Annotated in this window: 23 protein-coding genes; 10 read left to right on the top strand and 13 right to left on the bottom strand. The window is 65.3% G+C overall.

All coding sequences use genetic code 11. From position 1 onward, the window contains the following. The first annotated feature begins 95 nt into the window (after positions 1-95). Positions 96-341 carry a hypothetical protein gene (locus DDT93_RS01395; RefSeq protein ID WP_109464001.1) on the top strand — a complete coding sequence of 82 codons (246 nt, stop codon included), beginning with the start codon at positions 96-98 and terminating at the stop codon, positions 339-341. A 45-nt stretch (positions 342-386) separates the two neighbouring features. Here the strand turns inward: DDT93_RS01395 and DDT93_RS01390 are convergent, their stop codons facing one another. Next, complete coding sequence (locus DDT93_RS01390) at positions 387-1,913, bottom strand: AMP-binding protein (RefSeq protein ID WP_109464000.1); 1,527 nt, start codon at positions 1,911-1,913, stop codon at positions 387-389. 226 nt (positions 1,914-2,139) lie between these two features. Here DDT93_RS01390 and accB point away from each other — a divergent pair, with 226 nt between their 5' ends. The 3 genes from accB to aat are packed head-to-tail and all read left to right on the top strand — an operon-like array spanning position 2,140 to position 4,693. Then, the gene (gene accB / locus DDT93_RS01385; RefSeq protein ID WP_109463999.1) at positions 2,140-2,634 is read left to right on the top strand and encodes an acetyl-CoA carboxylase biotin carboxyl carrier protein; all 495 of its coding nucleotides are present in this window, start codon (positions 2,140-2,142) and stop codon (positions 2,632-2,634) included. A gap of 9 nt (positions 2,635-2,643) precedes the next feature. Further along, the gene (gene accC, locus DDT93_RS01380; RefSeq protein ID WP_109463998.1) at positions 2,644-4,002 is read left to right on the top strand and encodes an acetyl-CoA carboxylase biotin carboxylase subunit; all 1,359 of its coding nucleotides are present in this window, start codon (positions 2,644-2,646) and stop codon (positions 4,000-4,002) included. A gap of 55 nt (positions 4,003-4,057) precedes the next feature. Further along, positions 4,058-4,693: a leucyl/phenylalanyl-tRNA--protein transferase gene (gene aat, locus DDT93_RS01375; RefSeq protein ID WP_109463997.1), complete on the top strand. Its 636-nt coding sequence runs from the start codon at positions 4,058-4,060 to the stop codon at positions 4,691-4,693. Here aat and DDT93_RS01370 read toward each other — a convergent pair. From DDT93_RS01370 to DDT93_RS01350, 5 genes are all read right to left on the bottom strand, one after another. Then, positions 4,657-5,028: a DUF2155 domain-containing protein gene (locus DDT93_RS01370; protein ID WP_109463996.1), complete on the bottom strand. Its 372-nt coding sequence runs from the start codon at positions 5,026-5,028 to the stop codon at positions 4,657-4,659. The genes aat and DDT93_RS01370 overlap by 37 nt on opposite strands. Then, positions 5,025-5,486, bottom strand: a complete 462-nt coding sequence (gene mlaD, locus DDT93_RS01365; RefSeq protein WP_109463995.1) for an outer membrane lipid asymmetry maintenance protein MlaD — start codon at positions 5,484-5,486, stop codon at positions 5,025-5,027. The genes DDT93_RS01370 and mlaD overlap by 4 nt, the downstream gene beginning before the upstream one ends. A gap of 51 nt (positions 5,487-5,537) precedes the next feature. Then, complete coding sequence (locus DDT93_RS01360; RefSeq protein WP_109463994.1) at positions 5,538-5,921, bottom strand: NADH:ubiquinone oxidoreductase subunit NDUFA12; 384 nt, start codon at positions 5,919-5,921, stop codon at positions 5,538-5,540. A gap of 111 nt (positions 5,922-6,032) precedes the next feature. After that, positions 6,033-7,661: a Vgb family protein gene (locus tag DDT93_RS01355; RefSeq protein WP_109463993.1), complete on the bottom strand. Its 1,629-nt coding sequence runs from the start codon at positions 7,659-7,661 to the stop codon at positions 6,033-6,035. Positions 7,662-7,817: 156 nt separating this feature from the next. Further along, the gene (locus DDT93_RS01350; protein WP_109463992.1) at positions 7,818-8,180 is read right to left on the bottom strand and encodes a RidA family protein; all 363 of its coding nucleotides are present in this window, start codon (positions 8,178-8,180) and stop codon (positions 7,818-7,820) included. Between the two features lie 223 nt (positions 8,181-8,403). Here DDT93_RS01350 and DDT93_RS01345 point away from each other — a divergent pair, with 223 nt between their 5' ends. Beyond that, a complete protein-coding gene (locus DDT93_RS01345) occupies positions 8,404-8,817 on the top strand; it encodes a RidA family protein (RefSeq protein ID WP_232825345.1) in 414 nt (137 codons plus the stop codon). 134 nt (positions 8,818-8,951) lie between these two features. Here DDT93_RS01345 and DDT93_RS01340 read toward each other — a convergent pair whose 3' ends face one another. The 3 genes from DDT93_RS01340 to DDT93_RS01330 all read right to left on the bottom strand — a co-directional run bounded on the left by DDT93_RS01340 (position 8,952) and on the right by DDT93_RS01330 (position 11,776). Further along, positions 8,952-9,407, bottom strand: coding sequence for a hypothetical protein (locus DDT93_RS01340; protein ID WP_109463990.1), 456 nt, complete (start codon positions 9,405-9,407; stop codon positions 8,952-8,954). A 316-nt stretch (positions 9,408-9,723) separates the two neighbouring features. Continuing rightward, positions 9,724-10,992, bottom strand: coding sequence for an ATP-dependent Clp protease ATP-binding subunit ClpX (gene clpX / locus DDT93_RS01335; protein ID WP_109463989.1), 1,269 nt, complete (start codon positions 10,990-10,992; stop codon positions 9,724-9,726). A 154-nt stretch (positions 10,993-11,146) separates the two neighbouring features. Then, positions 11,147-11,776, bottom strand: coding sequence for an ATP-dependent Clp protease proteolytic subunit (locus DDT93_RS01330; protein WP_109463988.1), 630 nt, complete (start codon positions 11,774-11,776; stop codon positions 11,147-11,149). Between the two features lie 373 nt (positions 11,777-12,149). Here DDT93_RS01330 and DDT93_RS01325 point away from each other — a divergent pair, with 373 nt between their 5' ends. Continuing rightward, a complete protein-coding gene (locus DDT93_RS01325; RefSeq protein ID WP_109463987.1) occupies positions 12,150-12,506 on the top strand; it encodes an ArsR/SmtB family transcription factor in 357 nt (118 codons plus the stop codon). A gap of 30 nt (positions 12,507-12,536) precedes the next feature. Here the strand turns inward: DDT93_RS01325 and DDT93_RS01320 are convergent, their stop codons facing one another. Beyond that, positions 12,537-13,523 carry a zinc ABC transporter substrate-binding protein gene (locus DDT93_RS01320; protein ID WP_109463986.1) on the bottom strand — a complete coding sequence of 329 codons (987 nt, stop codon included), beginning with the start codon at positions 13,521-13,523 and terminating at the stop codon, positions 12,537-12,539. Positions 13,524-13,610: 87 nt separating this feature from the next. Here DDT93_RS01320 and DDT93_RS01315 point away from each other — a divergent pair, with 87 nt between their 5' ends. From DDT93_RS01315 to DDT93_RS01300, 4 genes are all read left to right on the top strand, one after another. Continuing rightward, entirely contained in the window at positions 13,611-14,090 is a 480-nt protein-coding gene (locus tag DDT93_RS01315; protein ID WP_109463985.1) for a Fur family transcriptional regulator, read from the top strand. Continuing rightward, entirely contained in the window at positions 14,087-14,896 is an 810-nt protein-coding gene (locus tag DDT93_RS01310; protein ID WP_109463984.1) for a metal ABC transporter ATP-binding protein, read from the top strand. Before DDT93_RS01315 ends, DDT93_RS01310 begins: the two co-directional genes overlap by 4 nt. Next, the gene (locus DDT93_RS01305; RefSeq protein ID WP_109463983.1) at positions 14,896-15,690 is read left to right on the top strand and encodes a metal ABC transporter permease; all 795 of its coding nucleotides are present in this window, start codon (positions 14,896-14,898) and stop codon (positions 15,688-15,690) included. The genes DDT93_RS01310 and DDT93_RS01305 overlap by 1 nt, the downstream gene beginning before the upstream one ends. Before the next feature lie 62 nt (positions 15,691-15,752). Beyond that, the gene (locus DDT93_RS01300; protein WP_109463982.1) at positions 15,753-16,514 is read left to right on the top strand and encodes a LamB/YcsF family protein; all 762 of its coding nucleotides are present in this window, start codon (positions 15,753-15,755) and stop codon (positions 16,512-16,514) included. A gap of 117 nt (positions 16,515-16,631) precedes the next feature. Here DDT93_RS01300 and DDT93_RS01295 read toward each other — a convergent pair whose 3' ends face one another. From DDT93_RS01295 to DDT93_RS01285, 3 genes are read right to left on the bottom strand one after another with little or no spacing between them, the layout of a single operon-like run. Then, a complete protein-coding gene (locus DDT93_RS01295) occupies positions 16,632-17,624 on the bottom strand; it encodes a 5-oxoprolinase subunit C family protein (protein WP_109463981.1) in 993 nt (330 codons plus the stop codon). Further along, a complete protein-coding gene (gene pxpB / locus DDT93_RS01290; protein ID WP_109463980.1) occupies positions 17,621-18,340 on the bottom strand; it encodes a 5-oxoprolinase subunit PxpB in 720 nt (239 codons plus the stop codon). The genes DDT93_RS01295 and pxpB overlap by 4 nt, the downstream gene beginning before the upstream one ends. Continuing rightward, positions 18,337-19,260, bottom strand: coding sequence for an NAD(P)-dependent oxidoreductase (locus tag DDT93_RS01285; protein ID WP_157960060.1), 924 nt, complete (start codon positions 19,258-19,260; stop codon positions 18,337-18,339). Before DDT93_RS01285 ends, pxpB begins: the two co-directional genes overlap by 4 nt. Positions 19,261-19,316: the final 56 nt, after the last annotated feature.

The following is a 19,316-nucleotide window of genomic DNA, read 5'->3' as shown; positions in this document are numbered from 1 at the left end:
GCGGCGCGGGCTGCGCCTTTTCGCGTTTTGTTAACCTCTTGGCCCCAAGACTACGGATCGGGTGTGGGCTCCGGTATTCGACATGGAGCAGACGAATGAACATTTCCTATGGCGTGCCGATCCAGGCACCGCAAACCACGGGCCATCCTGCCTCCCTACCCGCGGACATGATGCAGGACACCGCGGCACGGCAGGTTGCCACCGTCTCCGAGGGCGCGGACGGCTTTTCCTTCGACCTCGGCCTCGGCAAGGAGCAATCGGTCGAGGCGCCGCCCACGGCAATGCAGCGCAAGATCATGGAACTCCTTGAGCGGCAGGCGAAGGAGTTGGAGGAGCACTGATAGCGGAAGGCCGGTGTCATCCCCGCCCGCAGCGATATGACCCGCTCAGCCCGGCGTTTCGCTCAGCATGCCCTCGGACAGTTGCTTCCGAAGCTCGGTCTTGAGCACCTTGCCATAGTTGTTCTTGGGCAGTTCCGGGACAAAGACGTAGTCCTTGGGCCGCTTGAAGCGCGCGATATTGTCCAGGCACAGGCGGTCCAGTTCGCCCGTGGCGGCCTCGCCCACCACGAAGGCGACGACCTCCTCGCCCCAGTCGGCGTGGGGCCTGCCGACGACAGAGACTTCGCGCACCCCGGGATGGGTCAGCAGCACCTCCTCCACCTCGCGCGGATAGACGTTCGACCCGCCCGAGATGATCATGTCCTTGGAGCGGTCGCGCATGGTGACATAGCCGTCGGCGTCCATCAGGCCCATGTCGCCCGTCATCAGCCAGCCATCGACCAGCGTCTTGGCGGTGGCAGCTTCGTTGCGCCAGTAGCCCGGCATTACCACGTCGCCGCGCACCATGATCTCGCCAATCTCGCCTGCGGGCAGCGCCTGCCCTTCGGCATCTCCGATCCTGATCTCGACCGGGGATTGCGCACGCCCGACGCTGGCGAGCCTTTCGCGCCAGTTCGGATGACTCCGGTCGGCGACCTCTGCCCGGCTGAGCGCCGAGATCCCCATCGGGCATTCGCCCTGACCATAGATCTGAACAAAGACCGGACCGAAGTGCGCAACGGCTTCCTCGATATCGGCGAGGTACATGGGCCCACCGCCATAAACCACGGTGCGCAGCCCCTCGCCCCTAACGCCCGCGGCCTTCGCCGCCCCGGTCATCCGCTTGACCATGGTCGGGGCCGCGAACATGTGAACGCGGCCGAAATGGCGAGCGAGGTCAAAGATCTCGGCGGGGTCGAATCCCCCGGACGGCGGGCAGACGTGGCGCGCGCCGACAAGGACATGCACTATGTTGTAGATGCCGGCCCCGTGGCTCATCGGAGCGGCGTAGAGCGCGGTATCCTCCCCGGTCGCCGCATCCACATCGGCGAGATAGGCCAGCGACATGGTCATCAGCATGCCATGCGTGATCATCACGCCCTTGGGCCGACCTGTGGTGCCCGAGGTGTAGAACAGCCATGCCAGCGCATCCCGGTTCCGATCCACCGGATCGCTCCCCGCCGGACCGGACACCGCCGCCGCGAACTCCGGACCGTTCACGTCGACACGGCGGCCCGGTGCATCGGCCTCGGCCAGAACGTCGGCCTCCTTGCCCGATGTGAACACCAGCGCCGCACCCGCATCGCCGAGGATGTAGCCGGCCTCGCGCCCGTGCAGCTTGGCGTTGATCGGCACGGCGACCGCCCCGGCGTGCAGGATCCCGTAGAAAATCACGAGGTACTCGGGGCAGTTCTGCAGGAACAGTCCCACACGGTCGCCGGGTCCTACGCCTTCGCGCCGCAGCCACTCGGCAAGCGCCGAGACGCGCGCCGCAAAGGTCCCGTAGTCGGCGACCAGCTCGCGGCCAAGATAGAGCGCCGGGCGCCCCGGATCGCGCCCCGCCTGCCGGTGCAGCCAATGGCTCAAATTCATGTTTCGTCCTCCCCGGAGGCGAGACTAAGCCCTCTCGCGGTCCGCGATCAACTCAATGAGTGGTTGCCCTTTCCCGCGCGATCTGGTCAAAGCCGCTCGCAATCCACTCCATCCGCCTTATCTGGGAGGAGGAACGATGCTTTTCACAAGGGTTTCCTTGCCCTATAAGCGGGAACCAGTGAAAGGCCTGCACCAGATAGGTCGAGCAGAACCGGTCGAGGACATCATGACGGACAAGAAACACGACTCGGATGTGGCGTTCATCAAGGCCCTGGCCGAACTGCTGCGCGAAAACGATCTGACCGAACTTCAGGTCAAACGGGACTACGGCGAAGACGACAGCCTGAACGTGCGCGTCAGCCGGATCATCCCCGTCGCGGCCCCGGTCCAGATGGCCGCCGCCGCGCTTCCCGCCGCAGCACCGGCCGCCGCCCCCGCGGCAGCGCCTGCCGCAGCCGCAGACGTCAGCGAAGACCCGGCCAGCCATCCCGGCGCTGTGACCTCGCCGATGGTCGGCACGGTCTACATGCAGCCCGAACCGGGCGCGCCCTCCTTCATCTCGGTCGGTGCCAGCATCAACGAGGGCGACACCCTGCTGATCGTCGAAGCCATGAAGACGATGAACCACATCCCGGCACCGCGCTCGGGCAAGATCAAGCGCATCCTGGTCGAGGACGGCGCCGCGGTCGAATATGGCACCCCCCTCGTCATCATCGAGTAAGGCCATCAGATGTTTGACAAAATCCTGATCGCCAACCGCGGGGAAATCGCCCTTCGCGTGGTGCGCGCAGCGCGCGAGATGGGCATCCAGACCGTCGCCGTGCACTCCACCGCCGATTCCGACGCGATGCACGTCCGCATGGCTGACGAGTCGATCTGTATCGGCCCCCCGCCGAGCCCGCGCAGCTATCTCTCGATCCCGGCGATCATGTCGGCCTGCGAGATCACCGGCGCACAGGCGATCCACCCGGGCTATGGCTTCCTCTCCGAGAACGCGAACTTCGTGCAGATCGTCGAGGATCACGCCATCACCTTCATCGGCCCCACGGCGGAACACATCCGCATCATGGGCGACAAGATCACCGCCAAGGACACCATGAAGGCCCTCGGCGTGCCCTGCGTGCCGGGCAGTGACGGCGGCGTGCCCGATCTTGCGACCGCCAAGACGGTCGGCGCCGAGATCGGCTACCCGGTCATCATCAAGGCCACCGCCGGCGGCGGCGGCAAGGGCATGAAGGTCGCCAAGACCGAAGCCGATATGGAACGCGCCTTCCAGACCGCCCGGTCCGAGGCCAAGGCCAACTTCGGCAACGATGAAGTCTACATCGAGAAGTACCTGACCACGCCCCGCCACATCGAGATACAGGTCTTTGGTGACGGCAAGGGCAATGCAGTGCACCTGGGCGAGCGCGACTGCTCTCTCCAGCGTCGACACCAGAAGGTGTTCGAGGAGGCTCCCGGCCCCTGCATCACCCCCGAGGAACGCGCGCGGATCGGCAAGACCTGCGCGGAGGCCGTGGCCAAGATCAACTACATCGGCGCGGGCACCATCGAGTTCCTCTACGAGAACGGCGAGTTCTACTTCATCGAGATGAACACCCGCCTTCAGGTGGAGCACCCGGTGACCGAAGGCATCTTCGGTGTGGACCTGGTACGCGAGCAGATCCGCGTGGCAGCAGGCCTGCCGATGTCGTTCACGCAGGACGACCTCAAGATCAACGGCCACGCCATCGAGGTCCGGATCAACGCCGAGCGGCTGCCGAACTTTGCTCCGAGCCCGGGCAAGATCACCCAGTATCACGCCCCTGGCGGCCTTGGCGTCCGGATGGACAGCGCCCTCTATGACGGCTACACCATCCCGCCCTACTACGACAGCCTCATCGGCAAGCTGATCGTGCATGGCCGCGACCGTCCCGAGGCGCTGGCCCGACTGGGCCGTGCCCTTGGCGAACTGATCGTGGACGGGCCCGGCGTATCGACCACTGTACCGCTGTTCGACGCGCTGTTGCAGGAGCAGGACATCCTGACCGGCAACTACAACATCCACTGGCTGGAACATTGGCTGGAAACCAACCTGGCAGAGGGCTGACCCCGCTGCCGGGTCGCACCGGACGCGCCGGGCCTCGGCCCGGCGCACGTGTGCCATGACCGAACTGACCCCTGAAATCCTCCTGCGCGCCTATGCCAACGGCATCTTTCCGATGGCCGAGGGGCGTGACGACGACGAGATTTTCTGGGTCGATCCCCGCCGCCGCGGGGTCTTTCCCCTGACCGGCTTCCGCATCTCCCGCTCGCTTGCGCGCCGGATGCGGCACATGCCCTTCCGCATTTCCATCGACGAGGACTTTGCCGGGGTGGTCGACGGCTGCGCGGATCGCGCCGAGACATGGATCAACGCCGAAATCCGGGCGCATTACCTTGCGCTGCAGAGGCTGGGCCATGCCCATTCGCTCGAAGTCTGGGAGGGGGAGGAACTGGTCGGCGGGGTCTACGGCGTTGTGCTCGGGGCCGCCTACTTCGGTGAGAGCATGTTCTCGCGCCGCACCGATGCCTCGAAGATCGCGCTCGCCTATCTCGTGGACCGGCTCAGGCTTGCAGGGTTCACGCTGTTCGACACCCAGTTCATCACGGCGCATCTGGCGTCGCTGGGGGCGGTCGAGATCAGCCGGTCAGAGTATCGTCAGCGCCTGGCCGAGGCGATCGGGCGCAGCGCCGACTTTACCGGCCCTGCCATCCCCACAGCTCAGGACGTGATACAGCGCAATACCCAGACATCGTAGCGGCTGTTGTCCAGCGCGTTCAGCGCCGGGGCCGAGGCAATCATCCAGCCGCGGAACAGGATGTCGGGCTTTTCGGTCTCGTGCACGGTAACAAAGGCAAAGGCGTCGCCGGTCGGGTTATCGACCGGGTACCGGCAATCCGCCATCTCGACCTCGAGCCCGAGAACCGCGGCACCGCCACCGGAGTAGATTTCGACATCGACCGTCTGCCCGCTGACCTTGTCGAGGCCGCGCAGCACGGCGCCCTGCCCCGAGGCCACCCGCTCGGCACCCTGGTCCTGCGCCACCGCCGGGGCGGTCAGCAGGACAGCAGCGGCTGCCAGCGCGCGGATCACTGTTCCTTGTCCCCGCCGCTGCCGGCAACGAACTGAACCAGCAGGGAAATCAGGCTCACGGCGCCCTGGGTGTCCTCGATGTCGTCACCCGGTGCGAAATAGGTCATGGAGCCACCGGGCATGATCTCGACGAAGTTGCCGCCGAGCAGGCCCTCGGAAGAAATCACCGCCGAGCTGTCATCCGGGATCTCGATACCCTGCTGTACCGAAAGCCGCGTCTCGGCCCGGTAGGTCTGCGAGTTCAGGTCCACGCCCGAAACGGTGCCGATCTTGACCCCGGCCAGACGCACATCGGTGCCGACCGACACGCCTTCGAGCGAACGGAACGATGCGTTGAGGTCATAGCCCACGGTCGAGCGGGTAACCCCGGTGACCTGCGTGGCATAGAATGCGAAGGCAAGCGCCGCGGCCAGGACCGCACCGCCAACCAGAACTTCGGTGGTGTTGTGAGTCGCCATCAGGCCAGCTCCGATTTCGTCTCAGGTGTAAGGATAAGGGCAGGTCCGGAGTTATTCCGGGCTCCATGCCTCGTAGTCGGCCCGGTCGGCCGGTTTCGCCATGCGCAGCGAGCCTGCGGGCGCATAGGCCATCGCCGTCCCGGTCAGGTTCTCGTGGTGCGGCTTTTCCCAAGGCTTGTGCGCCAGCGGCTTGCTGGTCGGCGGCTCCTTGAAGGTCCGGTGCAGCCAGCCATGCCAGTCGGGGTCGATCCGGCTCGCCTCGACCTCGCCGTTGAAGATGACCCAGCGCTTGCTGTCGTCGGCATTGTGGTAGAACACGTTACCCTGAGTGTCCTCGCCCACCTTCTTACCCTTGCGCCAGGTGAAAAGCTGGGTGTTCAGGGTCTGCCCGTGCCACCAGGTGACTCCACGCAGCAACGTATTCAGGATTCCCATGAATGCCTCCGATAGTCGTTGTACCGGATATGGACCAATTGCAGGGAAACGTCCAGCCCGCAGCGCGTACGGCCCGCCGCCCGCAGGCGACGAACCGCAAAGTGTTTTCAATTACATCGGGCTGAGCTTGTAGACGGCATTCTCGATGTCCGAGGTCACGTAAACGGTCCCATCCCCGCCCACGGCGATGCCCGTGGTCATCGAGGTCGGCGGCATGCCCGCAGGCGCCGGGGCCCCGATCGGCAGGTCCGTCGCCAGCACCGAGACCGCCCCGTTCTCGGGCGAGATCGAGATCACCTGCTTCTTCCCGACCTCGGCAACGTAGAGCAGGCCGTCCGGCCCGGTATCGAGCCCTTCGGGCATGGCGAGGCCCGACGCGAGCGTCAGCTTCTCGCCGGTGGCAAGGTCGATGCGGCTGACGCTTCCTGCTCCGGCCTCGGTCACGAAGACGCCCGACGGACCGTCCAGCACCATGCCGACCGGCACCACCAGCCCCTCGGCCACCACGTCGCGCGTCTCCCCTTCCTCTCCGCTGACCCGCAGCAGCTTGCCGGTCGCGATCTCCAGCACCAGAAGGCTGCCGTCCTCCAGTTCGATCGCGTCCTCCGGCGCGGCGAAGCCGTGGAGCAACTTGAGGCTCTCGCCGGTCTTGCGGTCAAAGACCTGCACCGTGCCGGTGAACCAGCTCGACAGCACGACATGGTCGCCCTTGGCGCGCGCGTTGATCGGGTACTCGAGGTGATCGGAATGCATTCGGGCCACGTCGGTCACTTCGCCGGTGGCCACGTCGATGGTGCGATAGGCGAAAAGATCCGCGAGGTAGAGGGTCTCGCCCTGTTCGTCCGCGACGAGGTCCAGCCCGCCGGGCATCGAAAGCTGACCCTTGACGATCTGCCGGATCTCGCCGGTGTCGGGGTTCACCTGCTGGATCCCGTTGTCGGCCATGTTCGACACGAAGATCTCGTCCTTGTCGTTGATCGCAAGGTTGTCGAGCGACGTGCTGAGCTGGGCCACGGTCTCCTTCTCGCCACTCTGTGGGTCGATCTTGACCAATTGCCCCTGCGCGGTATCGAGCGCCCAGATGTTGCCCTTGGAATCTAGGTTGACCGCAGCCGGGACCTTGAAGCCATCGGCAACCACCTCGATCTCGCCACTGTCGACGTCGACCTTGACTACCTGCCCCTTGAACCAGAGCGGGCCATAGATCTTGTCGTCGGGTCCAAACTGGAACCCGTTGAGGCCGCCCATGCCTTCGATGATCTTGCGCGGCTCGGATTGACCGGTGGTGTCGATCTCGTAGAGCGCATCGCCGAGGAACACCTGCGTCGCGTAGAGCCGCCCGTCCGAGCGGTAGGCCAGCGAGTTGATGCCCGGCAGGCCTGAGGCCAGCTTGGTGATCTCGCCCCCCGGCTTGCGCGCGAAGAGGTCGCCGGTCAGGAAGCCGGTCCAGGCCATCGTGCCATCAGGGGCAAAGGCGATGTCATCAGCCATGCCGTCCGGCGGGGCAACCTCGATGCCGACCGTGCCACTGGCAGGATCGACGGTGTAGAGCGTCTGGCCGATCACGCTGCCTGCGAGGATCTGCCCGTCCGGGCCAATACCGAGGCCATGCACACCGTGAAAATCCGATCCCGGCACCAACACCTCGACCTTGTAGCCTTCGGCCCGCAGGGGCGCGCCGAGCGCCGCCAGCAGCGCAAGCGCCAACGCGCCGCGCGCGGCGTAGTTCAATATGGACATGGTTTCCTCCCACGACTGTCCAGTTCCACGCCCCACCTCTCCTCCTCCAAAGAGTCGCGGGACGTGACGCCACGTTAGGGCGGGGAAACGCAGTTGGGGAATCGACGCTACGTCAATTTGCGAAACGGCGTTCCGCAGCGGCAGATACCCGCCGGATCAGGTTTGCGGCGCCAGCACGGTGAGTTCGATCTCGATGCGGAACTTCGGGTCGATGAGATTGCACTCGATCATCGTCGCAACCGGCGGGTTGGCCCCGAAGGTTTCGGAAAGGATCGGCCAGCAGGGCTCGAACTCGGCCGCATCCGGCAGGTAGTAGTTCACTCGTACCGCATCGGCAAAGCTCGCGCCCGCCTCCTCCAGCGCCTTGCCGATGATCTCGAGTGCCGATTTGCACTGGCTCACCACGTCGTCGCCCTGCCCCACGGTGCCCGCCACGTGGACGAAGCCACCGGCCACGACGGCTCGGCAGTAACCGATCTTGGCCTCGAAAGGGCCCCCGGAGTGAATGCGTCTGATCATCGTGGTCGTGCTCCTGTTTCGCGGGGAATTCCTGGAGAGGTGATGCCAAGGAACATGCGGACCTGTAAAGAGAGCGCGAGGTCTCGCGGACCGGACGCGCACGGTTTGGCTGGACAACGGGCAATTCGTCTGCCGCTTCGCGCGCCAGTCGCGGTTGCCGAACCTCCGGCCAATGGATAGCGTGTCGGCTCGCCGGACCGCACTCAAGATGAAGGACAGACACGTGGCATCAGAAGTTCTCGAAATACCGCCCGGGAATGAAATGTTCGACGGCTACCGCGCCGCCTTTGAGAAATACGGCTTTTCGCCCGCCGTCAAATCAAAGGGGTTTCTCTTCATTTCCGGACAGGTCGGGGCTCGACCGGATGGCACCGCCCCTGAGAGTGTCGCCGACCAGACCGAATGGGCGTTGAAACGGGTCGAAGAACTTCTGCGGATCGCGGGGCTTGGGCTGGAGGATCTGGTCGATGTCACCAGCTACCACGTCGATATCGAGAATACGATGCCGGACTTCATGGAGGCGAAACGCAAATATATCAAAGCCCCCTATCCGGCCTGGTCGATCATCGGAATATCGGGGCTTAGCCGTCCGGAGCTGAAGGTTGAAATCCGCGCGGTGGCGGCCCTGCGGGACTAGCCAAGCAAGGACTGTCATTGTCAGGGAGCCTATCCGCAGGCTTGCTGGGGGCATGGGCCAGAGGAAGAAAGTTCCGATTTCGCGCGGATTAGGTAGGCTCGCGCTATCCCCTAAGAGTCTCCGGTCAGACGCAGCTAAACCTCTGAACTTCCCGGAAGAAAGAGAACGACGGACGTGTCCTCATCGCCGCCCCCCTTGCCCGGCCGATTGAGCGCCACGCCCCAGCGTCGTTGGTCTCCGAACTCATAGATCGCCCAGAACTTCGCCATGTCCCAACTCGCAAGAGCGGTGCTGTAATTCTGGTCCGGATCGAGCATGGGAAGCCGCTCTTCGATGAGCGCGGCCATCTTCGCGTCAAACCGTTGCCGGTCTTCCTCTGAAAGCGCCTTCATCGTATCGGTAATGCTGCATTCACGCCGATCCCTGTAGAGAACGAACTGCGACTCCGGATCGCCCCACAGATCGTACCCCGGGATCTTCTCGATGCGTGGAATCTCTGGCGCTGGGTGCGCACCGGGAGAGGTCACGAGCGTCAGGCAGTTCTCCTCGAAAAGCTCTACCGCGGCATCGACCCGGTCCGTTCTGGTCATTAGTGCCCCGCACAGGGAGTACCCGAGACCAGCGCCAGAAAGAATAATAAGCGGCAATAAAGTAATTCGCCTCAATTCCCTGGCCCTTCGGATTATCACACTGCGAATATATTGTTTGGATCATTGCAGGTCCGCGCAAATGCTCAAGCATTTTATCCAATTGGCGGTGAGACGCGACTTCAATTGCGTGTTCGAATAGCCGCGGCAACAGACCAGCGACATAGCTTCATAAATCCACTCGCAGCGATCTTCACCCAACGAAAAAGCGGCGACCTTTCGGGCGCCGCTCTCTCATTTCGTCAGCCTGTTGCCGGGATTACCCTGCGCTGGCCGACCCTTTTTCGTTGTCCGCGTGGATCATCAGCGGCGCGGCGTCGGAGGTCACGGCCTCTTCGTTCACGACCACTTCGGTCACGCTGTCGAGGCTCGGCAGGTCGAACATGGTGTCGAGGAGGATATCCTCGAGGATCGACCGCAGGCCCCGAGCACCGGTCTTGCGCTGGATTGCCCGGCGGGCAATCGCCTTGAGCGCGTCGTCGGTGAAGGTCAGCTCGGTGTCTTCCAGTTCGAACAGGCGCTGATACTGCTTGACCAGGGCGTTCTTCGGCTCGGTCAGGATGGTGACCAGAGCTTCTTCGTCCAGATCTTCCAGCGTGGCCAGAACCGGCAGACGGCCGACGAATTCCGGGATCAGGCCGAACTTCAGCAGATCCTCGGGTTCGAGGTCCTTGAAGATCTCGCCCACGCCGCGTTCGTCGTTGTCACGCACATCGGCGCCAAAGCCCATCGCCGAGCCCTTGCCGCGCTGCGCGATGATCTTGTCGAGGCCCGCGAAGGCGCCGCCGCAGATGAAGAGGATGTTCGTGGTGTCCACCTGCAGGAATTCCTGCTGCGGGTGCTTCCGACCGCCCTGCGGCGGAACAGAAGCCACGGTGCCTTCCATCAGCTTGAGCAATGCCTGCTGCACGCCCTCGCCCGACACGTCGCGGGTGATCGAGGGGTTCTCCGACTTGCGGGTGATCTTGTCGACTTCGTCGATGTAGACGATGCCGCGCTGCGCCCGCTCGACGTTGTACTCGCTGGCCTGCAGGAGCTTGAGAATGATGTTCTCAACGTCCTCGCCCACGTAACCGGCCTCGGTCAGCGTGGTGGCGTCCGCCATGGTGAACGGCACGTCGAGGATCCGCGCAAGCGTCTGGGCCAGCAGCGTCTTGCCGCAGCCGGTGGGGCCGATCAGCAGGATGTTGGATTTGGCCAGTTCGATGTCCGCGCCCGCCTTCTGGGCGTGGTCGAGACGCTTGTAGTGGTTGTGCACGGCAACCGACAGCACCCGCTTGGCGGTGGACTGGCCGATCACGTAATCGTCCAGCACGTCGCAGATATCGCGCGGGGTCGGCACACCGTCGGTGGACTTCAGCCCGGAGGCCTTGGTCTCTTCGCGGATGATATCCATGCAGAGTTCGACGCATTCATCACAGATGAACACCGTCGGGCCGGCAATGAGCTTGCGAACTTCATGCTGACTCTTGCCGCAGAAGCTGCAGTAGAGGGTGTTCTTACTGTCACCGCCTGAATTCGTTGCCATAGTCTACCTTTCGGCTTCGATGTCCCGTTTCGCCCCATATACGGGGCCGGTATCCCTGCTTTCCGGCCAGCTTAAGACAGCCACCCGGGGTCCACAATCGCTAAATAGGTCGCCGCCCATCACAGTTGCGGAAAGCGACCTATTTCGAGCAGACCTACTTCTTGTCGTCGTCGCCCTTGTCGCGGCTCGAGACGATCTCGTCGATATGGCCCCAGTCCTTGGCCTCTTCCGGCGACATGAAGTTGTCGCGGTCCAGTGCCTTCTCGACGGCTTCCTTGGTCTGACCGGTGTGCTTGACGTAGATATCGTACAGCCGGTCCTTCAGCTTCTGGGTCTCGGCGGCGTGGATCATGATATCCGACGCCTGCCCCTGGTAGCCGCCCGAGGGCTGGTGCACCATGATGCGGCTGTTGGGGAGCGAGAAGCGCATACCCGGGGCACCGCCTGCCAGCAGGACAGAGCCCATCGAGGCGGCCTGACCGATGCAAAGCGTTGAAACCTTGGGCTTAATGTACTGCATCGTGTCGTAGATCGAAAGGCCCGAGGTCACCACGCCACCCGGCGAGTTGATGTAGAGGCTGATCTCTTTCGAGGGGTTCTCGGCTTCGAGGTGCAGCAACTGCGCCACCACGAGGTGGCTCATCCCGTCGTGAATCGGCCCGTTGATGAACACGATCCGTTCCTTCAGCAGGCGCGAGAAAATGTCATAGGCGCGCTCACCACGGCTGGTCTGCTCGACCACCATCGGAACGAGGTTCATATATGTTTCTACTGGATCGAACATGTGGCAGGCCTGCTCTTTTTTGGAGTAGTGGGAGGATACCCGAGGAAGCGTTTCCTGAATCTTAGTATCGGGCCGAGGGGGCTGCAAGGGGGGCACGGGCGATCCATCCGCCCGGGGTTAACCACGAGACGAGAAAGTCCCTCCCGGCTCCGGTGATGTTGCCACGCCAGCGACAGTCCTTGAGCGATCGCGAAATTGTGCCTGCGGGATGACTTCAAGATGCGGGCGGCGAAGGGTCGGATCGGGCAACGCGTGACCCCCGGCCCGCCGCGCAGCTTGAAACATTCAGATATTCGAATTACGTTGTGGATTGCTTGATACCAGCACTCCCACAGGCCCAACTCGATCTCCGACTGCGCGCAGAGGAGCACGCATGACCAGCGCCCTACCCCGTTTTCCGACAGATCCGGCAGATGGTGACCTCGACCAGATGTTCGAGAAGGCGACTGCGGCGTCGAACTTCCTCAAGGCGATCAGCCATGAGGGGCGGCTGATGATCCTCTGCCATCTCGTCTCGGGCGAAAAGTCGGTGACCGAGCTGGAGGACCTGCTTTCGGCGCGGCAGGCTGCCGTCTCGCAGCAGCTGTCGCGCCTGCGACTTGAAGGTCTGGTGACCTCCCGCCGCGAAGGCAAGGCGATCTATTACCGCCTTGCCGATGACAAGCCGCGCCGCATCCTCAAGGTGGTCTACGAGCTGTTCTGCGGAGAGGACGCGGACGGGCACCCCTGAGGGCGCCCACCCCGCCGACCGCGCAGCGGATTACTTGGCGCAGGCGGCGACGGCCGTCGCCATTGCCTCCAGCAGGTCCGGATAGAGCGTCGCGCCGGGCGTCAGTTCGCTTCCGAGCGGGTCGAGCACGGCGAACCCGAGCGACTGGCCCTCGGACACGGTCTGCAGCAGGCGATCATTGTACTGCGGTTCGCGAAAGGCGCAGCTTGCCCCGGTTGCCGCAACCCTCTCGCGCAGTTCGGCAATGCGCGCCGGGCTCGGGTCGGACGCATCGCCCAGCGCCACTGTCCCGACCGAGGTCAGGCCATAGCGATGTTCAAAGTACTGGAACCCGTCGTGGAACGAGATGAAGCGTGCATCGGCGGCCCCGGCGAGTTGCTCTGCCAGCCTTGCATCCAGCGCCGTCAGCTCCGCAGCGGCGGCCTCGGCGTTGGCGCGATAAGTCTCTGCATGTTCAGGGTCGATTCCGGCCAGCGCCTCGGCGATCGCGCCGACCCAGACGGCGGCATTGCGCGGGTCCAGCCATGCGTGCGGATCTGTATCGCCCACATGGTGGTGATGCTCGTGACCTTCATGCGCTTCGTGGTCGTGATCGTCGTGCCCCACGTGGTCGTGATCGTCGTGACCCTCCTCGCCGTGGTCATCGTGATCGTCCTCCTCCTCACCGGCAAGGATATCGCGGAAGGCCAGCGTCTCGATGCCGGGCACGTGCAGCAGTCGCAGGTCCTGCGCCCCGGTCGCCAATGTCGTCACCGGCTTCTCCAGCCAGGGCGTCAGTTCGGGCCCGACCCAGACCACGAGCTGCGCCTGTTCCAGCGCCCGGGCCTGCGAGGGGCGCAGGGCAAAGCTGTGCGGCGAGGCTCCCGGCGCTACGACCACTTCCGGCTCGGCGAGATCCCCGGTCACCATCGCCACCAGGGATTGTACCGGCAGGATATCCGTGGCAATGCGCGGCGTTTCGGCGCAAACAGGAGCGGCCCCCAACAGCAGGGCGGAACAAAGGGTTGCAAGACGCATGATTTTCTCCAGAACGGAAGGTGATGCCGGGCTTGATAATTGCTATGTTATAACATATCAACCCCTGAAGACACATGGAGGCCAGCCATGACCGCGAACGGGTTCGAAACCCATGATCACAAGGGCTGCATCAGCGATGCGATGCGTTCGGCCGAGGCGATCTGCGCCGAACGGCGGCTGCAGTTTACCCCGATCCGCCGCCGCGTCCTTGAACTGCTGCTGGAAGATCACCGGGCGATGGGCGCCTACGACATCCTCGAACAGCTTGCGGCCGAAGGGCTCGGCTCGCAGCCGCCCGTCGCCTATCGCGCGCTCGATTTCCTCGTGAAACACGGGCTGGCGCACCGGATCGAAGCGCTGAATGCCTATGCCGCCTGCGTGCACATCGACCACGACCACGTTCCTGCCTTCCTGATCTGCCGCACCTGCAAGGCCGTGGCCGAATCCGAGGCGGAACTGTCGCACGGCAAGCTGGGACAGGCCGCCAAGGCCACCGGCTTTACCATTGAGAAGGTGGTGGTCGAGGCCGAGGGCCTCTGCCCCGCCTGCGCCGCGGAGGCCGCATGACGACCCCGCTGATCGACGCGACGGGCGTAACCATCAGGCTGGATGGGCACACCATCCTGCGGGACATGTTCGTCTCCATCGCACCCGGCGAGATCGTGACCATCGTCGGCCCCAACGGCTCTGGCAAGTCGACCTTCCTCAAGGCCCTGATCGGTGCCGTTCCCCTGGCCGAGGGACGGGTCAGCAGGATGCCGGGGCTGCGGATCGGCTACGTCCCGCAGCGCCTTGCCATAGACGCGAGCCTGCCGATGACCGTGCGCCGCTTCCTGTCGCTGCCGAGCCGGGTCGGTCAGGCCGAGAGCGCGGCGGCGCTCGACAAGGCCGGCGTGCCCGACCTTGCGGGCCGGCAGATGGCGGATCTCTCCGGCGGGCAGTTCCAGAGGGTGCTGCTGGCCCGCGCCCTGCTGGAGCGTCCGCATGTCCTGTTGCTGGACGAGGCCACGCAGGGGCTTGATCAGCCCGGCTCTGCCGCCTTCTACGAACGGATCGAGGAAGTTCGCAGCGAACTGGGCTGCGCCGTAGTCATGGTCAGCCACGACCTGCACGTCGTCATGGCCGCCTCCGACCGGGTGCTCTGCGTCAATGGGCACATCTGCTGTCAGGGAACGCCCGAGATCGTTGCCAGCGCACCCGAGTACCGGGCCCTCTTCGGCTCTGGCACGCGCGGGACACTGGCGCTTTACCGGCACCAGCACAGCCATAGCCACGATCACGATCACGATCACGATCACGATGGGCATAATCATGACCACGGTCATGGGCATGACCACCACCATCACGACCACTCCCGGGAAAATGCCTCCTGATGCTCGACGATTTTCTGGTCCGTGCCGCCCTTGCAGGCGTAGGTGTCGCCATCGCTGCGGCTCCGCTCGGCTGTTTCGTGGTCTGGCGGCGCATGGCCTATTTTGGCGAGGCCACCGCCCATGCCGCGATCCTCGGCGTCGCGCTGGCGCTGGCCTTCTCGCTTCCGGTCCTGCCGATGGTGCTGGTCGCCGCCCTTGTCATGGCGAGCGCGGTCTCGGGCCTGACCGGGCGCGGCTACGGCATGGACACCGCCCTTGGCGTGCTGGCGCACACCGCGCTTGCTGCGGGGCTGGTCGCGGTGACCCTGCTTGCCGATGTCCGCCTCGATCTGATGTCCTTCCTCTTCGGTGACATCCTCGCGATCTCGCGGGGCGACCTTGGGGTGATCTGGGGCGGCGCCGCGGTTGTCCTTGCCCTGACCCTTTGGCGCTGGTCTCCCCTGCTGACCGCGACGCTCAACCCCGACCTCGCCCGCGCGAGCGGCATCGACCCGCGCCGCGAGCAGTTCGGACTGACGCTTGCCCTCGCCCTTGTGGTGGCGGTCGCGATCAAGGTCGTCGGCATCCTGCTGATCACGGCCCTGCTGGTCATTCCTGCCGCCGCCGCGCGTCCGCTGGTGCGCACGCCCGAGGCCATGGCCCTTGTCGCTGCGGGCATCGGGGCGATCTCGGCGCTCGGCGGGCTCTGGGCCGCATACCATTTCGACACGCCCACCGGCCCCAGCATCGTCTGCGTGACCGCCGTGATCTTTGCCGCAACGACGCTGACCGGCGCCCTGCGGCGCCGACGCTAGGGTGGTTTGACAAGCGGGACACGAGCGGGTTCAGATAGCCCTGCTCACCACGGAGGCTCCCCATGCGCATCGATCTGAACGCCGACCTCGGAGAAGGCTACGGGCCCTGGCGCATGGGCGACGACGCCGCCATGCTGGAGATCGTCAGCACCATCAACCTTGCCTGTGGGTTTCACGCCGGAGACCCTGAAATCATGCGCTCCACCGTGGCCGCCGCGCGCGACCGCGGCGTTGCCGTCGGCGCGCACCCCGGCTTTGCCGACCTGCACGGGTTCGGGCGGCGCCGGATGCCCGGCATCACGCTGCGCGAGGTCGAGAACCTGGTCGCCTACCAGGTTGGCGCGCTGGCGGGGATCTGCGCGCTGGAGGGGCATCCGATGACCCATGTGAAGGCGCATGGGGCGCTCGGGAACGCGATCAACGACGAGGCCGACATGGCGATGGCCGTCGGCCGCGCGATCCGTGCCGTGGATCCCGGACTTGCCTACATGGTCATGCCGGGCCGCCCCACCGCAGACGCCGCAGAAGAATTGGGGCTGCAGCCGATCTTCGAAATCTACGCCGACCGCACCTACGCAGACAGCTTCAACCTCACCCCGCGCAGCCGGCCCGACGCGATGGTGCACGACCCGGACGAGGCATTGACCCGTGTCCGCGAGATGGCGCGCACCGGCCGCATCGTCTCGACCTCGGGCAAGGTCCTCGAAGGCCGCGTGGACTCGGTCTGCGTTCACGGAGACGGGCCGACCGCGGTTGAGACCGCCCGCAAGCTCCGCGCGGGGCTGATGGAAGCCGGGTTCGAAGTCGCCTCGACGATTGGCTGATCGCCCCACGAAAGCGGGCCCTACCGACGGACAAAGACCGGATGCTGCGGCTGTAGATCAGCCGAAGGCATTCCTCACGCGGAACATCACATACGCCCAGCAAGACGCTGACTAGTCTTAATCTTCACCCGGATACCAGACGCCGCTGATCAGGTTCTCGCGCAGTAGCAGGCTGGTGTCGGGCGTCATTGCCACGGGTTCCGCCGCGAACCCAGACAGGACCCGTTCGGCGGCAGCTCGAGCGGCCAGCGCTTCCTCCCGGTCCACCTGAACCAGTCGCAATTGCGCGCCTGCCGGGATCTGCGCCAGCCGGTCGAGGTCAGCGCTGATGACCGTTGCGGGTTTCGGATAGCCTCCTGTCGTCTGGCAATCCCGCATCAGGATGATCGGCTGGCCCGCCGGTGGCACCTGGATGCTGCCGGGCAGAACGCCGTCCGACACCATCGACCCCTCGTTCGGCGCCACCTCGGCGCCCTCGAGAAATCGGCCCATCCGGTCCGATCGCTGGCTGACCGTCCACTCGGTCGCGGTAAGCCGCGCCAATGCATCCTCGGTGAACCAGTCCTGCTGCGGGCCCGCCATCACCCGGATCGGCCCTTGTTCGGGCACCGGAAGCGGACGCATCGCAAGGGGGCGCTCGGCCCCTCCTCCGGCAAGGGAAAGGCACGCGCCCGGCTGCAGCAGCGCGCCGCCGACACCGGAGCGGACATGGGCCGACAGGCTGCCCATCTCGGCCCCGAGGTCGAAGCCGCCCGCAACCGCGACATAACCATAGACCCCACCACGAACCGGCGAGACCCGGGCCACCGCTCCCTCTTCCAGCAGGACAGACTGGCCCTCCGGGATCTCGCGCCCAGCGACACTCAGAGTGACGCCCGGACCCGCGGCGGCGATCAGGACGGAGCCGCCCTCCGCCCGCAAACGGGCTCCGGCGAGCGTCAGCTCGATGGCGGCGGTTCCCCCCGGGTTGCCAACCAGCACGTTCGCCACCGCCAGCGAAAGCCGGTCCATTGCCCCCGCCGTCGATATCCCGAACCGGCGCCATCCTTCGCGGCCGATATCCTGCAGGGTGGTACCCGGCCCGCACTGTTCTATCACGAGGTGGCTCATGCGATCCGCTCCACCACGGCGTCACCCTCGGCCGCGCGGGCGGCGAGCCTGTCCCAGTCGGAGACCGCCATCGGGCGCAGGCAGATCTCGTCGCCCGCGTCGAACAGGAAGACCGGATCGCGCCCGCGCAGAAAGGGAATTGCGGGCGTCCGCCCGATCAGATGCCAGCCGCTCGGGCACTCGATGCTCCCGATTGCAGTCTGGGCGCCACCGATGCTGACCGAGGAAGCGGGCACCTTGAGCCGTGGAACATCCCGGCGCGGGCGTTGGAGCTGCGGGTCGAGCCCGCCAAGATAGGAGAACCCGGGCAGGAAACCGATCATCATCACCGTGTAGATCGGCGCCGCGTGGGCCTCGATGAAGTCCGGGACAGACAGCCCGGAAAAGGCCGCCATGTCCTCGAGGTCGATGCCGAAATCGCCGCCATAGACTACCGGCACACGCCAGCGCCGTCGGGCCTCGCCTGCGCCACCGGTCTGGGCGGCGAGGTCGAGGATGATCCGGCACAACGCCTCGTAATCGGTCGTCAGCGGGTTGAAATGCACCATCAGCGCCCGGTAGGTCGGCACCGTTTCCACCAGCCCCGGCACCCCGGCCCCGGCCAGCGCCACATCGAGCCGCCGCACCCTGTCATTGACGTCGACGTCGATCACGTTGCCGAAATCGACGCTGATCGCGCAATCGCCGCAAGGCAGGATGCGCGGCGCCCCTGTCATGCCGCGGCGAGCCCCAGTCCATCGAGAACCGATTGCGCCGCCGAGAGGCTGGTCCGCACCAGCGCCTCCTGCGTACTCCCCCCGATGTGAGGTGTGAGCAGCAGGTTCGGACAGCTGCACAGCGGGCTGTCGGCGGGCAGCGGTTCCTCCGAGAAGACATCGAGTGCGGCAGCCCGCAGCTGCCCCGCCTCCAGTGCGGCGATCAGGGCGGCCTCGTCCACCAGCGTGCCGCGTGCGGTGTTCACCAGAACCGCGCCGGGCCGCATTTGGGCGAGTTCGTCCGCACCGATCAGAGGCTTGCCGTCCGGAATGCCGTGCAGCGAGAGCACATCTGCCTGCGCCAGCAGGTCGGCGGGGTCTGCCGCCCGCTCCATGCCGGCCTCGGCCAGCGCCTCTGGCGTTGCATGCGACGAGAGAACGACGACACGCATGCCGATGCCCCGCGCCATCGCGCCAAAGCTCGCCGCGATCCGACCATAGCCCCAGAGCCCGAGAGTCTTGCCCGCCAGCTCCATGCCGCGCACCCGTTCGCGGAAATCGAAGTCTCCGGCGCGGGTCGCCGCGTCCGCCTCGGGAATGCAGCGCGCCGCAGCGATCGTCATGCCCAGCGCGTGTTCCGCGACGCTTTGGGCATTGGTGCCCGGTGTCCGGTAGATGCGGATGCCGCGCGCCTCGGCCGCGGCCCTTGCGATGCGGTCGGTTCCGGTGCCGTGTACGCTGATCACCCGCAGGTTCGGTGCAAGCGCCAGCGCCGCCTCGGGAAAGCCCCAGTTGCGCGTGATGGCCCCATCGGCCCGCGCCAAGAGCGGGGCCAGTTCGTCCAGCGCCGTGCTGGTGGCCTGGTGCACCGTGATCCCGGCGGCGCGCAACAGGTCGATCCCCGCGTGATCTATCGGCTGGGTAACGACGACCTCGGTCATGCGATCCCACCTGTCAAATGTACCGATCCGGTGGCCATGTTGCCCCTGCCTCTTCG

The sequence above is a fragment of the Albibacillus kandeliae genome (genome assembly GCF_003116585.1).
GTDB classification, from domain to species: domain Bacteria; phylum Pseudomonadota; class Alphaproteobacteria; order Rhodobacterales; family Rhodobacteraceae; genus Albibacillus; species Albibacillus kandeliae.
This window is presented reverse-complemented; position numbering and strand designations above follow the sequence as displayed.